The sequence below is a fragment of the Terrisporobacter petrolearius genome, from assembly GCF_020748185.1.
Taxonomy (GTDB): domain Bacteria; phylum Bacillota; class Clostridia; order Peptostreptococcales; family Peptostreptococcaceae; genus Terrisporobacter; species Terrisporobacter petrolearius.
Genome location: NZ_JAHZMO010000003.1, coordinates 86,456 through 100,614 on the forward strand (window position 1 = coordinate 86,456; position 14,159 = coordinate 100,614).

The following is a 14,159-nucleotide window of genomic DNA, read 5'->3' on the forward strand; positions in this document are numbered from 1 at the left end:
GTTTATATTTGTAAGAATAACAAAACATAAAAAATTTGTCAATAAACTAGCTCATTATTTGTTATTCTTCATCCTTTTTTTCTCTGTAGTCGTTTTTATTAAGATCAATTATAACTTCGTCATTATCACATTCATTTTTATCTTCTGTGTTTTTATTTTTCTTATCAACAGCTTGTTTTACATCTTTAGCAGCTGAACTTACCATATCTTTAATAATATTCAATTTTTCTTCGCTAAATTCGCCTAAATCAACTGTTGTGCCTTCATCTTCATTTTCAATTTTTATTCTATATTTTGCAAGTACTGATGCTGATAAACCTATTAATGATAATATGGGTGCAAATACTACTCCAACAACTCCTACAGTAATAGGTATATTCATTATTATTTTTCCATTTTTTTCAATAACTATACGTATAACGCTACTTTTTCTTAAAAGTTCTGTCACTTCTTCTTTTATTTTATCTGAGTCTTTTCCAAATACATCTTCAAATGATTTTTTACCTTTATCTTCTTGTGAACCTGTAGAATTGTCTTGTAGTAAAATTATAGCATCAACCACATCTCCATCACATTTTTCAAGAGCCTCTTTTACTTGAGAATAAGTTACTCCTGGCACTCTTTCCATCACCTGATCAATGGCTTCAATCGTTATTTTACTCATTTATTCCACTCCCTTTTTATTTAGACTTTTTAAAACATTCAATGATTTTTCGTTTATACTTCCTAAATATTCGTTCATGTAAATTTTTAAAATCTTATTTAGCTCATTTATTAGATATTTAGATACCTTAGCTTTTGAACATAAAAGCATATCATTTTTTAATATATATTCCATTAGATTTGCTGTTGTTATATTCATCCTTAAGTTATGTTGGAAATTGTCACTACACCTTTCACATAATATTCCACCTTCATATATATTAAATACAGGATTTTTAAAATTATTGTTGTTACAACTTACACATTTATTAACAATAGGTTTAAATCCTACATAATCTAAAAATTTAAGTTCAAAGCATAAGCTCACATATTCCATATCTATATTTTCCTCACAAAATAAGTAAAGAGTTTGAGCTAGTGATATAAACAGTCTGTTATTAGGTTGATTATCAATAACAAAATTGTCTAATAATTTTAGTATATGCGTTGCATAAGAAAAAGCCTCAAAATTATAAGATAAGTTATAAAAACTTTTTATAATTTCACTTTGGGTTACTCTATACATATTTCCTTCTTTTTTTAATGTAAAGTTAGAATATGCAAATATTTGTGAAGAGGACAATAAAGAACTTTTACTTTTCTTTGCGCCTCTAGCTATTGCAGCTATCTTTCCCAGCTTTCTAGTATATATAGTTAATATTAAATCATTCTCTTTATATGTGACTGATTTAAGCACTATACCCTGGGTGTTTAATATTACCATTACTTATCTCCCTTTTATTCTTTCTTTTTAAGTAAGGCTTTATGATTATTAATATACAAGTAAGCTTCTATACTTCCACTTTTTTTAAAAAATTGCCAACATATATTGTGCATATTATTACCCCCTTCTTACATTATTTATAATATTTTTCGTAAGAATGATGGAAATAATTCATATCTTTTAAAAACAATTTTTTACAGGAATATAGTTATTATTAAGAAAAATATACATATTCCTATAAAATCAAGTATTACAGAAATTAGAGGTGCAGATACTATAGATGTATCTATATCTAATTTTTTTAATAAAGCAGGTACAAATGCTCCAATAGTAGCTCCAAATATCATATTTATAATTATTGCTATTCCTACAAGTAAAGCAATATTTTGATTGTTAATTATAATATATGTTCCAGCTCCTCCTATCAGTCCACATAATACACCTGTTACTATACCTACTAAAATTTCTTTTAGTGTATTATTTAAAGATGTCATATCTTTATTTGATAAGGTCATTATTGTTATAGATGATGATTGAATACCGATACTTCCACCTAAACATAAAATAACAGGCAAGAATAAAAGTATATTTACATAGGTTGAATCCGCTCCAACAAAATCTAGTTTCGTTAAAAGTATTGTTGATAATAATCCCATTATTAGTATTATTATTAACCATGGCACTCTAGCTCTAACAGATGATGTTACTTGTTGGAGTGGTGTGGCATTTTGGTCTTCTGCTACATCTCTTTCGTGTTCTGAAGAACCTGCTAACTTATATAAGTCTTCACTTGCTTCTTCTTCCATAACATCTATAATATCATCTACTGTTATTATCCCCTTTAACACTCCTTGTTTATCTATTACTGGTATGGCAATTAAATCATATTTTGATACTAATCTAACTGCTTCTTCTCTATCTTCATCTACATCTATTGAAATAATATTTTCACTCATTAAATCTTCTACAATAACTGAATCTCTTGCTGTTATTAATTCTCTAAGAGACAAAACACCAACTAGTTTTTCATCGTTATCTACTACGTAAATATAATATATTGTCTCTGCATCTAAAGCATTTTCTCTCATGTGATCTATTGATTCTTTTGCAGTCATGTTCTTATTTATTTCAATATAACCAGGAGTCATTATACCACCAGCTGAATCTTCATCGTATACTAATAATTCTTTAACATCATCAGCATCCTCTTTACTTAAAAGATTCATTATTTTATGTCTTTCTTCTTCTTCTATTTCGCTCAAAATATCTGTTAAATCATCTAATGACATTTGTTCTAAAATATTTCTACCATGTTCTTGGTCTATATTAGACAATATTGATTTAAAGAAATCTGGACCACTTTCTTCCAAAATAGAAGCTGACATATCTATTGGCAATACTTCAAATAATTTTATTTGCATATCTTCATCTAAAGTTTCCATTACATCGAAAATATCCATAATATGATATTCTTCTAGTAATTCTATCAGATCTAATAATTTATTATTTTCAAGTAAGGATATAACATCCCTTAACAAATCCCTGGAATCTTCTTGTTTCTTATCCATATAATCCACCTTTATTTATCATTGTAACCAAAATCACTTATGTAATTTTGAGAGTTTCTCCAATTTTCTTTTACTTTTACCCATAATTGAAGATTAACTTTAGCTCCTAAAAGCAATTCCATATCTTCTCTTGCTGACTTTCCTATTCCTTTTAGTTTTCTACCATTCTTTCCTATAATTATACCTTTATGTGAACTTCTTTCGCAACAGATAACCGCAGAAATATCTATGATGTTTTTATCTTCTCTAAACTTCATTCGTTCTATTTCTACTGCTACACCATGAGGAACTTCATCATGGACAAAGTGTAGTACTTTTTCCCTAATTAGTTCAGAAACTAAAACTCTTTCTGGTTGATCAGTTATCATATAGTCTGGGAAATACTTAGGTCCTTCTTCAAGGTAACCTTCTATTACCTTTAGCAATTCTTTTACATTTCTACCTTTTAATGCTGATAATGGCACAATTTCTTTGAATATGCCTTCTTCGTTATATAGTTTCATTAAATTAAACAAATCAGCTTCTTCTATTAAATCCATTTTATTTATTACTAATACTACAGGAGTTTTTATATTCCTTAAATCTTCTATTATTTTTTTATCTCCTGGTCCTATTTTTTTAGATTCATCAACAACAAACAAAACTACATCTACATTTTTAAATGCGTCTGTTGCTTGACTTACCATAAATTCACCTAGTTTAGTTTTAGGTTTATGTATTCCTGGTGTATCTAAAAATACAATTTGACAATCTTCATTTGTGTATACTGCCTGTATTGTATTTCTTGTTGTCTGAGGTTTATCACTCATTATGGCAATTTTTTCACCTATTACATTATTCATTAATGTAGATTTACCAACATTTGGTCTACCTACTATACTTACAAAGCCTGATTTAAACATTTATGATTCTCCTAACTTTTCTTTATGATTGTTTATATTATTGTTCATTTTTTCCTAGGTTTATATATCTATTCATTTCACTAATATTTTTTATAAAAATTAAATAAACATCTAATATTATAACACATTTTAGTAAAAGTTAATTATTTTTAATTGGAAAACTAACATAGCCACTAAAATACCCAATAATGCACCTGCAACCGTCTCCCAAAATGTATGTATCTTACCTTCTATTCTACTTTGCGCCACTAATATTGCCATAACATAAGCTAGTGCTGATACTAAAGGTCTTTCTATTAACATTGTTATAGATGTGGCTACTGCAAAGGCAAGAGCTGAGTGACCACTTGGCATTCCGCCTTTTAACGGTGTTCCTGTAGATGTTAATGCTTTTACTACTACAACAGATATTAATACTAATACAATACATATTAATGTGACATGGGGGTCTGATTTTCTAATGGCAAATATTAAGGATTTAGATAAATCTGTGAATTTATCATAAAATATAAGATAACCTACTGCTACTGCATTTAAAGCCGATATTAATACGCCTCCTGCAGCCACATCTTTTGCTATTTTAGCTAGCTTATGATATTTATCTGTAACCAAGTCTACTGTATTTTCTATAGCAGTGTTAAACATTTCAGCTATTATAACTAGAGAGATAGATAATATTAATATCATCATCTCCAATTTACTTAAATCAAAACGCAAACTTACAATTAGCACCGCAACTGCTATAAAATAATGTATTTTCATGTTTCGTTCATATTTAAATGTATATAATATACCCTGAATAGCTGCATTAAATGCTTCTATAATACTAGGGCGAGTTTTTTTATCTTTCATAAAAATTACTCCCTTGTTATACCAAGCTTATTTAAGATAAGTTCTTCCTTTTCTCTCATTTCTTTTGTATTTTCTTCTGTGTCATGATCGTATCCTAATAAATGAAACATACTGTGACATACTAAAAAACACACTTCTCTTTCAAAACTATGGTTATATTCTCTACTTTGTTCAAAAGCTCTTTCTAAGGAAATAACTATATCTCCTAAGGATTCCTCTCCAAAGTCTACATCAAATTCTTCATCTACCAAAAGAGGAAATGATAATACATCTGTAGGTCTATTTACCCCTCTAAACTCTCTATTTAATTGATGTATTTCTTTATTGTCAACAAATGATAAACTTACTTCGTAGTCGTCATCATAACCTTCATAATCTAAACACTCTGATATAATATCTTTTATTTTTTCTATTAGTTCTTCTTTAACTTCTAATTTGTCTTGTCTATTGTCTATTATTAATTCCATGTTTTCACCTTCTATTATCGCCTTATTTTTTTGTACTTTTATCTTTTATTTTCGTCTCTTGTTTTTTATTTAAGTTAAATTCTTCTTTTTTCTCAAATTTTTCATAAGCTCTGATTATTCTTTGAACTAACTCGTGTCTTACGACATCCTTTTCACTTAGAGCTATACTTCCTATACCACTTACATTAGAAAGTATTTTTGTAGCCTGAACCAATCCACTTTTTTTATTATTTGGAAGATCAGTTTGAGTTATATCTCCAGTTACTACAGCTTTTGAGCCAAAACCAAGTCTTGTTAAAAACATTTTCATTTGTTCTGGTGTAGTATTTTGAGCTTCATCTAGTATAATAAATGCATTATCCAAAGTTCTACCTCTCATAAAAGCTAGTGGGGCTACTTCTATTGTTCCTCGTTCCAAGTATTTATTAAATCTATCAGGTCCTAGCATATCAAATAAAGCGTCATATAAAGGTCTTAAATAAGGATCTACTTTATCTTTCATATCTCCAGGCAAAAAACCTAAACTTTCCCCTGCTTCAACAGCTGGTCTTGTAAGGATTATTCTGCTTACTTCATCATTTTTAAAAGCTCTTACTGCCATAGCTACAGCTAAATAAGTTTTTCCTGTTCCTGCTGGACCAATTCCAAAGGTTATATCATTATTTCTAATCAGGTCCACATATTCTTTTTGACCTAAAGTTTTAGGCTGTACAGGATTTCCTTTTTTAGTTAAAACTATTACACCCTCTAGCTCTTTTATCTTTTTTTCACTTCCTTCTAATAATAGTCCCAAAGAGTAAGTAATACTTTGCTTGTCTAAAGACTTGCCTTTAGACACTGAATCATGTAATTCATTCATTAATCTAAGTGCCAAGCCCACATTTTTTTCTTCTCCCATTAGCACTATATTACCTTCTCTTAGTATCACATCTATGTTTAAAGCATTTTCTATTAATTTTATATTTTCATCAAAATTTCCAAATAATTCTCTTTCAAATTTTTCTTCTGATACTATAAATTTTTTTTGTATAATCAATTGAAATATTCCTCCTTAAGTGATATGCAGTATATTAATTTTCTTTATCTTTATCATTAGTCTTTATATCTTCGTCTTTAAATTCATTTCTTATATCATTAATAGGTCTATTTTGCGGATTTGAACTCTTTTGTTCTCCTTCTTCTTGCTTTTTCTTTTCTAAATTAGACTTAATTATTGCTTGGGCTTCACTTTTACTTAATATATCAAGCTGGGCTATATCTTCACTTGTAGTTACTGTCACTACATATTCTACCATACTTTTATTTACATTATATTTATCCTTCGAATCTACTATCCTTGCTGATACTGGAATTGTATAATCTAACTCTTTTAGCACTGATGAAGATAATTCTTCTTTTAATTTTTCAACATCTATTTTATTTTCAACTTTTTTTGCTTCATAAAAAGTACTTACTATTATTTTCACAGGAAATGTATAATCTCCTATTTTAAGCTCATGTGTTTTATTTTCAATTTCATAGTCCTTATATTTTATATTTCTCAATATTTTATATTTCTTATCATAGAAACTTATGGTATAAACTTTTTTCTTATTATCAGTCCTTTGATTTTTAATATCTATGTAATTTGAAGATTTTTTTGCTTCATAAAAAGTTGTTGCCCACACTTCTGGTAAAGCTGTTGTATTAGCTCCATTAACTAGGACATCTCCTTTTTTTACTATGTCACCTTCTTCAACAAGTGCTTCACCACTTCTAGGTACTACTTTTTCTATTATACCATCTTTTGTTGCTATAATATTACAATAATTAGAGTTTTCCTTGGAATTTTGACTTCCATCTTTTTTTGTTATATTTACGAAAATATTAGTTCCTTTAACATTTATTGATACATATGCAATTTGATTAAATTTGACCATTATATTTTCTCTTACAACTTTTCTGTCTATGCTCTTTTTGTATACTCCTGGTTTGACTCCTTGTATGTAAAGCTCCTTTTTTAGAGCCACTTTGTCTATTCCCTCTGGAACTGTAATATACACATCTGTAACAAACTGGGATGTGGACATTAATATGATTAAAGAAATTATTGCACAGATAACCATTCCCCTGTAAGTATATATTCTTTTAGCAATAAAAGGAATGCCTGTCTGTTTTTTAACCTTAATATTAAACTTGTTACTTCTATGAATTTTTTTTAACCTTTTAAAATTTTCTCTATCAATATTAAATTCAATTTTAGTTTTTTCTATCCTATTTACATTGTAAACATATATTTTATTTCTTATAAGGTAATTTAGAAAGCTTTCCGTATCAAGTCCTTCTACAACAATTGTATAATATCCTCTTATGAAACTTATCACTACTATCTCCTCCTAATCAACATACTCTAGGGAGTATATAAGCCCTTTTATTCCAATCTCTTCTGTTTCTATATACTTTAATAAAAGTTTATCCCCAGTTATTTTTATTGTTTTAACCTTTGTCTTTATTTTAATTAAACTAGTGTCATAAGTTATAATTGATAAATAATTTTCTATTTTAATAAATGTATTGCTTACTAAAGTAACTGTTGGTTGCGTTACTTTCAAATCTGGTGATATATCCATAACGAAAATCCCCTCCTCCTTGTATATTCTATTAATGTACCTCCTTAAAATTTCATATTTTTTATATCTTCATATAAAAAAAACTGAGAATACTCTCAGCATTTTTTATTTCATTTCTCTACTTATTTATAAACCATATGAAATAATTAAGAACTAGAGCATAAATCAACCACAGAATATATGGTATGTTTAAATAAGAAGCAATTGGTTTAATCTTATAAAACTTATAAACCATAATTAATACGAAAACAAAAAGTAGTATTAAGTCTACTAAAGCTGTTAATCTAAGTTGGAATCCAAAAAACAAAATAGACCACAAGAAATTTAGACCTAATTGAACCCAAAAATAAAACATAGCATCTTTTATTTTTGTTTCATTTTTCTTTTGGGATAATATTATGTAAGAGGATGTTCCCATTAATATGTATAACACAGTCCAAACAACAGGAAATATTATACCTGGAGGTGCAAATCCCGGTTTAATAAGTTCATGATAATATGTTATAGTATCTACTCCACTTATAGCTTGGGCCAAAATACTACTCAAATATCCAACAAGTAACGGAATTAACACGCAACACATATACTTTTTAATTTCTTTTACTGATATAATCAACTTCTTCCCTCTCTTTCACTTATTGTTCATATTTATTTCTATTAAATAAATATGAACAATAACAAGTTATTATGATTATTTATTAATTACAACACAAAAAAACCTAGAGATTTCTCTCTAGGTTTTTATCTATTGTAAATTTTTCTTTACTAACTCATTTATTAGTTTTCCATCAGCTCTGCCTTTTACTTTAGGCATGATTGATGTCATAATTTTTTTCATATCTTTCATAGAAGTAGCTCCTACTTCAGATATAGTAGAAATTACAATTTTATTTAATTCTTCTTCGCTTAATTGTTGAGGTAGGTACTCTTTTAAAACTTCTATTTCTGCTTCTGCCTTGCTCACTAAATCTTCTCTCCCAGCTTTTAAAAACTCTTCACGAGAATCTCTAGTCTGCTTTAATTGCTTTGCAATAAGATCTACTATTTCATTGTCTCCTAATTCAACTCTATTATCAACTTCGTATTGTTTAATAGAAGCTCTAATAAGAGTTATAACAGACTTTTTAATAGCATCTTTATTTTTCATAGAAGATTTTAGATCTTCTTGTAACTTTTGTTTAAGGGACATTCCCCTCACCTCTTTATTTCTATTTACTATTTCTTAGCGTTTTTTCTTCTAGCTGCTTCAGCTTTTTTCTTACGTTTAACACTTGGCTTATCATAGTGCTCTCTTTTTCTCACTTCTGACATTATGCCAGACATTGCACATTGACGTTTAAATCTTCTTAAAGCACTGTCCAATGATTCATTTTCTCTTACTCTTACTTCTGACATTCTTTTTCCCTCCCTCCGATTGCGCGAATTATGCTGGGACTGTAATCTGATTATATCTGCATCACTGCATTACAACCTCACACTTTGTTTATTATAAACTAAAATTAAACTTTTATCAAGTATTTAATTATTTATAATTTTAATTTATTCAAGAAAAAATTATTTCTTATCAGCTTCATAATTAGGTAATTTTTTACCTGCTAATATGTGATAGTGAAGGTGTTTTACTTCTTGTCCTCCGTCACTTCCACAGTTATTAATTATTCTAAATCCAGCATCACTAAAACCTTTATCTATAGCTATTTTATTTATAACAGAGTGAATGTGTGCAACAATTTCAATTTCTTTATCTGAAATATCTATTATACTATAATAATGTTTTTTTGGAACAACTAGTATATGATATGGTGCCACAGGATTTATGTCATTAAAAGCTAATACCTTATCATCTTCATATACTTTGTCACAAGGTATATTTCCATCTATTATTTTACAAAATAAACAATCCATTTTTCCACCTCCTAACTATTGATTATAACCCTAAAATTCTACATGTTACACTAAAATTCCTTCTACATATTCATCTTTTACTTCTGTAATTTTAACTTTCAGTATTTTTCCACAAATATCTTCATTATAATTAACAAAAGTTTTTAAATAATTAGGAGTTAATCCTTCATATTCATTTTCTTCAGTTTTTTGTTCAAATAAAACTTCAAATTCTTTGCCTACCATTCTTGATGCAAACTTTTCAAAGTTTTCCTTATTTAACTGTAAAAGTTTTTCACTTCTTTCATGTTTAATTTGTGGTGAAACTTGATCTTTCATATCTGCCGCTTTAGTTCCTTTTCTTGGTGAATACTTGAATATATGCATTTGTGATAATTCAATATCTTTTAAGAAATTGTAAGTTTGTTCAAACTCTTCTTCTGTTTCACCAGGAAACCCAACTATTACATCAGTAGTTATCGTTACATTAGGGATCTCTCTTCTCAATTTATCAACTATTTCTTTATATTCCTCAGTTGTATATCTTCTGTTCATTCTTTCTAGTGTCTTATCACATCCACTTTGTAGTGATAAATGATAATGAGGCATTACTTTTTCCATTTTTGATACTTCATTGACAAATTCATTTGTGAATAATATAGGCTCAACAGAACTTGTTCTTATTCTTTTTATTCCATCTATTTCATTTATTTTCTTAATTACGTCTAAAAGACTCACTTGTTCTTCTTTTAAATCTTTTCCATAAGAAGCTACATGTATACCTGTAAGTACCACTTCCTCGTACCCATTTTCAGCTAAAGTTTTAGCTTCATTTACTATGCTTTCCTTATCTCTACTTCTTACTTTTCCACCTCTTGCGTAAGGTATTATACAGTAAGTACAGAATCTATCGCATCCATCTTGTATTTTCATAAACGCTCTTGTTCTACCGTTTGATTGGCTTATTTCTATATCTTCGAAAGCTCTAACTTTCATTATGTCATCAACTGTAGAAGCTTTTCTATCCCCTTCTACAACTTCTAGTTTTTTTATTTCATCAACTATAGTTCTTCTCTCATTAGTTCCCATAACCAAGTTTACTTCATCTATTTCAAGTATTTCTTCTGGCGATACTTGAGAATAACATCCAACAACAGCTATTATAGCATTTGGGTTTTTCTTTTTCATTCTTCTTATATATTGACGTGATTTTCTATCACTCATATGCGTTACTGTACATGTGTTTATAACATAAACATCTGCATAATCTTCGCTACCAACTTGCTCATATCCGTCTTCTTTGAACATTTCAAGCATAGCTTCTGTTTCATATTGATTTACTTTACATCCTAAAGTGTAAAAAGCTACTTTTTTCATTATATATTTCCTCCTAAGTCACTTAGCTCATATAAAACTATGGAAGAAGCAACTACAGATGCAGTTTCCGTTCTAAGTATTCTAGGTCCTAGAGAAACTATTTTCCCATCTATGTTTTGAATTTTTTCAATTTCTTCTTCTTCAAATCCACCTTCTGGTCCAACAAAAATTCCAATTGTATTTGCACTAGAATCTTTTAAACCTTCTTTCATAGAAATTGTTCTTTCATTTTCATAAGGACAAAGATTTAAATCATTATTTTTCATATCTTCTAGGGCTTCTTTAAAAGTTAAAACTCCTGTAAGTTTTGGTATTTTACCTCTTTTACTTTGTTTAGCTGCTTCGTAAATGATTCTTTCCCATCTTTCAATCTTTTTATCTTCTTTTTTATTGTCTATTTTAGTTACACTTCTTTTTGTTTGTACTAAAACTATTTCATCTACACCTATTTCTGTTAATTTTTGAAGTATTAACTCCATTTTAGTTCCTTTAGGCATACCTTGATATAGCTTGACTTTTAAATCAGATTCACGTTTTATATTTGCTTTTTCAATTATGTCTAATAATATACTGTCTTTATTTATTTCTTTTATTTCACAAATATACTCATTATTGTCCATATCACACACCTCTAGTTTATCACTTTCTTTACATCTAAGAACTCTAGAAATATGCTTAACATCTTCACCTTCAATAATGCAAGTATTTTGTTCTAAATTAATGTTATTTTTAGGCGTGAAAAATCTATCCATAATTTCACCTACTTAAGTTTTGATACTATAGCTGACCATTCACCAAGTTTTACTATATCAACTATCTCAAATCCATTTTTTTCTAAAGACTCTACAACTTCATCTATTTTAGCATGAATTATTCCTGATGATATAAACACTCCATCTGCACTTAAGAATTTACTTACATCATTTGCTAATATTTTTATTATATCTGCTATTATATTAGCAACAATTACATCTGCTTTTCCTTCTACTACTTCAAATAAGCTACCATGTTTTACAACAACTTTGTCTGATACATTATTTAGTTCACAGTTTTCTTTAGAAACTTTCACTGCTACTTCATCCAGGTCTCCTGCAACAACTTCTTTCGCTCCAAGTTTAGCTGCAGCTATTGCAAGTATTCCACTACCACATCCTATATCAAATACTCTTTTACTTTCATCAACGTATTTTTCTAATTCTCTAATACACATTGAAGTTGTTTCATGTGTTCCCGTACCAAAAGCCATTCCTGGATCTAGCTCTATTATTAAGTCACCCTCTTGCTTATCATAATCTTCCCAAGTAGGTTTCACTACAATTTTTTGCCCAATCTTTGTTGGCTTATAATACTTTTTCCACTCATTTGCCCAATCTGATTCATTAACATCACTTAAAGAGACAGTTCCTTCACCTATGTCTAAGCCGTAAGATGGTAATAGTGATATTTTAGCTTTTATAGTTTCAACAAGTTCTAATACATTTCTTTCTTCAGGTATATATGTTTTTATTAATACTCCATCTTGATTGCTTTTATTAAATACTTCTTCTTCTACATAATCCCAATCCAATTCATTTTTCTTTTGGAATAGGAAGTCTTTAGGGTCTTCAATCATTACCCCTCCACATCTTTCTTCTAATAATATATTACTTATAGCTTCAACAGCTTCTGTCGTTGTTTTCACTGTTACTTCTGTCCAATTCATATGTAAACCTTCTTTCAATAATTTAATACTTTTTCATGAATTTTATTATATCATAATTATTCTCTTTTATAATATTGTTTTATACATATAATAGTCATAATCATATAAAAAATCCCTCCAATATGATTATAATTGGAAGGATTTTTTATATATTTTTACTTCTTTTTTAAATTTTTAAAGAAGCCATCTATTTTATCACTTAAACTTTTTTGCCTTTCATGCACCTCTTCGCCACACTCTTTAGCAAATTGTCTTACTAGTTCTTTTTGTTTGTCATTAAGTTTTTTAGGTATCTCAACGGTTACTTTAACATATTGATCTCCTCTAACGTTAGATCTTAGTTTTGGTATACCCTTACCTCTTAATCTAAATACTGTTCCTGTCTGAGTTCCTTCTGGAACTTGATATTGTACTTTTCCATCTAATGTAGGTACTTGTATTTCATCTCCAAGAGTAGCTTGCGCAAATGTTATAGGCATTTCTAAATAAACATCATAGCCTTCTCTTGTGAATAATTGATGAACATTTACACTTACTTCAATGTATAAGTCTCCTCTTGGTCCACCTCTAGTTCCAAGTTCACCTTGACCAGAAAGTTTAATCATTTGACCTTCATCTATACCTGCTGGTATGTCAACTTCTATAGTCTTAGTTTTTCTTATACTTCCTTTTCCATGACATTTGCTACATGGAGAATCGATAACTTCTCCTTCACCATTACATGTAGAACATGTTCTTGTGCTTGCTATATTACCAAAAGGAGTTCTTTGAACTGATTGTACTTGACCGCTACCATTACAAGTAGGACAAGTTTTCTTTGAAGTTCCTGGTTTTGCACCACTTCCATGACATTCATCACATTCTTCACTTCTATTAATTTTAACTTGAACTTTCTTACCAAAAGCAGCTTCTTCGAAAGATATATTTATTCTTTGTTTTATATCCGCCCCACGTTCAGGACCTCGTCTTCTTGATCTTCCACCACCAAAACCTCCACCAAACATATCGCCAAATATGTCTCCAAATATATCATCAAATCCACCAAATCCTTGGCCACCGAAACCTCCAGCACCACCAAATCCTTGGCCATTTACACCTTCATGACCAAATTGATCATAATTACTTCTCTTAGTTTCATCTGATAATACTTCATAAGCTTCATTTATTTCTTTAAATTTTTCTTCCGCTTCTTTGTCACCTGGGTTTTTATCTGGGTGATATTTCATTGCTAATTTTCTATAAGCCTTCTTTATCTCCGTTGCATCCGCACTTTTGCCCACGCCTAAGACATCATAGTAGTCTCTTTTAGTACTCAAGTTTTGTCACCACCTTTATATTACAAAACAATAGCTTGTAGAATATTAAACTACAA

Annotated in this window: 17 protein-coding genes; all 17 read right to left on the minus strand. The window is 29.0% G+C overall.

What is annotated here, in order from left to right:
* Window positions 1–61 precede the first annotated feature (61 nt).
* Complete coding sequence (locus K0040_RS02955; RefSeq protein WP_228107477.1) at window positions 62–664, minus strand: DUF4342 domain-containing protein; 603 nt, start codon at window positions 662–664, stop codon at window positions 62–64.
* Window positions 665–1,426 carry a DNA repair protein RecO gene (gene recO, locus K0040_RS02960; RefSeq protein ID WP_228107478.1) on the minus strand — a complete coding sequence of 254 codons (762 nt, stop codon included), beginning with the start codon at window positions 1,424–1,426 and terminating at the stop codon, window positions 665–667.
* 194 nt (window positions 1,427–1,620) lie between these two features.
* Window positions 1,621–2,994 carry a magnesium transporter gene (mgtE, locus tag K0040_RS02965; RefSeq protein WP_228107479.1) on the minus strand — a complete coding sequence of 458 codons (1,374 nt, stop codon included), beginning with the start codon at window positions 2,992–2,994 and terminating at the stop codon, window positions 1,621–1,623.
* 11 nt (window positions 2,995–3,005) lie between these two features.
* Window positions 3,006–3,896 carry a GTPase Era gene (gene era, locus K0040_RS02970; protein WP_074914860.1) on the minus strand — a complete coding sequence of 297 codons (891 nt, stop codon included), beginning with the start codon at window positions 3,894–3,896 and terminating at the stop codon, window positions 3,006–3,008.
* Window positions 3,897–4,025: 129 nt separating this feature from the next.
* The gene (locus tag K0040_RS02975; protein ID WP_228107480.1) at window positions 4,026–4,748 is read right to left on the minus strand and encodes a diacylglycerol kinase; all 723 of its coding nucleotides are present in this window, start codon (window positions 4,746–4,748) and stop codon (window positions 4,026–4,028) included.
* Between the two features lie 5 nt (window positions 4,749–4,753).
* Window positions 4,754–5,215 carry an rRNA maturation RNase YbeY gene (ybeY, locus tag K0040_RS02980; RefSeq protein ID WP_074914857.1) on the minus strand — a complete coding sequence of 154 codons (462 nt, stop codon included), beginning with the start codon at window positions 5,213–5,215 and terminating at the stop codon, window positions 4,754–4,756.
* A gap of 22 nt (window positions 5,216–5,237) precedes the next feature.
* Window positions 5,238–6,251: a PhoH family protein gene (locus K0040_RS02985; RefSeq protein WP_228107481.1), complete on the minus strand. Its 1,014-nt coding sequence runs from the start codon at window positions 6,249–6,251 to the stop codon at window positions 5,238–5,240.
* A 34-nt stretch (window positions 6,252–6,285) separates the two neighbouring features.
* Complete coding sequence (locus tag K0040_RS02990; protein WP_228107482.1) at window positions 6,286–7,578, minus strand: sporulation protein YqfD; 1,293 nt, start codon at window positions 7,576–7,578, stop codon at window positions 6,286–6,288.
* A 12-nt stretch (window positions 7,579–7,590) separates the two neighbouring features.
* Window positions 7,591–7,824 (minus strand): YabP/YqfC family sporulation protein, encoded by a 234-nt coding sequence (locus K0040_RS02995; RefSeq protein WP_074914851.1) that lies wholly within the window; start codon window positions 7,822–7,824, stop codon window positions 7,591–7,593.
* Between the two features lie 118 nt (window positions 7,825–7,942).
* Window positions 7,943–8,440, minus strand: coding sequence for a TspO/MBR family protein (locus tag K0040_RS03000; protein ID WP_228107483.1), 498 nt, complete (start codon window positions 8,438–8,440; stop codon window positions 7,943–7,945).
* 129 nt (window positions 8,441–8,569) lie between these two features.
* A complete protein-coding gene (locus K0040_RS03005) occupies window positions 8,570–9,013 on the minus strand; it encodes a GatB/YqeY domain-containing protein (protein WP_228107484.1) in 444 nt (147 codons plus the stop codon).
* 26 nt (window positions 9,014–9,039) lie between these two features.
* Window positions 9,040–9,219, minus strand: coding sequence for a 30S ribosomal protein S21 (gene rpsU / locus K0040_RS03010; RefSeq protein ID WP_074914847.1), 180 nt, complete (start codon window positions 9,217–9,219; stop codon window positions 9,040–9,042).
* Window positions 9,220–9,378: 159 nt separating this feature from the next.
* A complete protein-coding gene (locus K0040_RS03015; protein WP_228107485.1) occupies window positions 9,379–9,729 on the minus strand; it encodes a histidine triad nucleotide-binding protein in 351 nt (116 codons plus the stop codon).
* A gap of 45 nt (window positions 9,730–9,774) precedes the next feature.
* Window positions 9,775–11,085, minus strand: coding sequence for a tRNA (N(6)-L-threonylcarbamoyladenosine(37)-C(2))-methylthiotransferase MtaB (mtaB, locus tag K0040_RS03020; protein WP_228107486.1), 1,311 nt, complete (start codon window positions 11,083–11,085; stop codon window positions 9,775–9,777).
* On the minus strand, window positions 11,085–11,837 hold the full coding sequence (locus tag K0040_RS03025; RefSeq protein WP_228107487.1) for a 16S rRNA (uracil(1498)-N(3))-methyltransferase: 753 nt from the start codon (window positions 11,835–11,837) through the stop codon (window positions 11,085–11,087). The genes mtaB and K0040_RS03025 overlap by 1 nt, the downstream gene beginning before the upstream one ends.
* Before the next feature lie 8 nt (window positions 11,838–11,845).
* The gene (gene prmA, locus K0040_RS03030; protein ID WP_228107488.1) at window positions 11,846–12,787 is read right to left on the minus strand and encodes a 50S ribosomal protein L11 methyltransferase; all 942 of its coding nucleotides are present in this window, start codon (window positions 12,785–12,787) and stop codon (window positions 11,846–11,848) included.
* Between the two features lie 155 nt (window positions 12,788–12,942).
* Window positions 12,943–14,103 carry a molecular chaperone DnaJ gene (dnaJ, locus tag K0040_RS03035; RefSeq protein ID WP_228107489.1) on the minus strand — a complete coding sequence of 387 codons (1,161 nt, stop codon included), beginning with the start codon at window positions 14,101–14,103 and terminating at the stop codon, window positions 12,943–12,945.
* Window positions 14,104–14,159 lie beyond the last annotated feature (56 nt).

Excerpts from the sequence above, each read along its gene's own strand:
- K0040_RS02955 (WP_228107477.1), bottom strand. The coding sequence starts at position 664 with ATGAGTAAAATAACGATTGAAGCCATTGATCAGGTGATGGAAAGAGTG.
- recO (WP_228107478.1), bottom strand. The coding sequence starts at position 1,426 with ATGGTAATATTAAACACCCAGGGTATAGTGCTTAAATCAGTCACATAT.
- mgtE (WP_228107479.1), bottom strand. The coding sequence starts at position 2,994 with ATGGATAAGAAACAAGAAGATTCCAGGGATTTGTTAAGGGATGTTATA.
- era (WP_074914860.1), bottom strand. The coding sequence starts at position 3,896 with ATGTTTAAATCAGGCTTTGTAAGTATAGTAGGTAGACCAAATGTTGGT.
- K0040_RS02975 (WP_228107480.1), bottom strand. The coding sequence starts at position 4,748 with ATGAAAGATAAAAAAACTCGCCCTAGTATTATAGAAGCATTTAATGCA.
- ybeY (WP_074914857.1), bottom strand. The coding sequence starts at position 5,215 with ATGGAATTAATAATAGACAATAGACAAGACAAATTAGAAGTTAAAGAA.
- K0040_RS02995 (WP_074914851.1), bottom strand. The coding sequence starts at position 7,824 with ATGGATATATCACCAGATTTGAAAGTAACGCAACCAACAGTTACTTTA.
- K0040_RS03005 (WP_228107484.1), bottom strand. The coding sequence starts at position 9,013 with ATGTCCCTTAAACAAAAGTTACAAGAAGATCTAAAATCTTCTATGAAA.
- rpsU (WP_074914847.1), bottom strand. The coding sequence starts at position 9,219 with ATGTCAGAAGTAAGAGTAAGAGAAAATGAATCATTGGACAGTGCTTTA.
- K0040_RS03015 (WP_228107485.1), bottom strand. The coding sequence starts at position 9,729 with ATGGATTGTTTATTTTGTAAAATAATAGATGGAAATATACCTTGTGAC.
- mtaB (WP_228107486.1), bottom strand. The coding sequence starts at position 11,085 with ATGAAAAAAGTAGCTTTTTACACTTTAGGATGTAAAGTAAATCAATAT.
- K0040_RS03025 (WP_228107487.1), bottom strand. The coding sequence starts at position 11,837 with ATGGATAGATTTTTCACGCCTAAAAATAACATTAATTTAGAACAAAAT.
- prmA (WP_228107488.1), bottom strand. The coding sequence starts at position 12,787 with ATGAATTGGACAGAAGTAACAGTGAAAACAACGACAGAAGCTGTTGAA.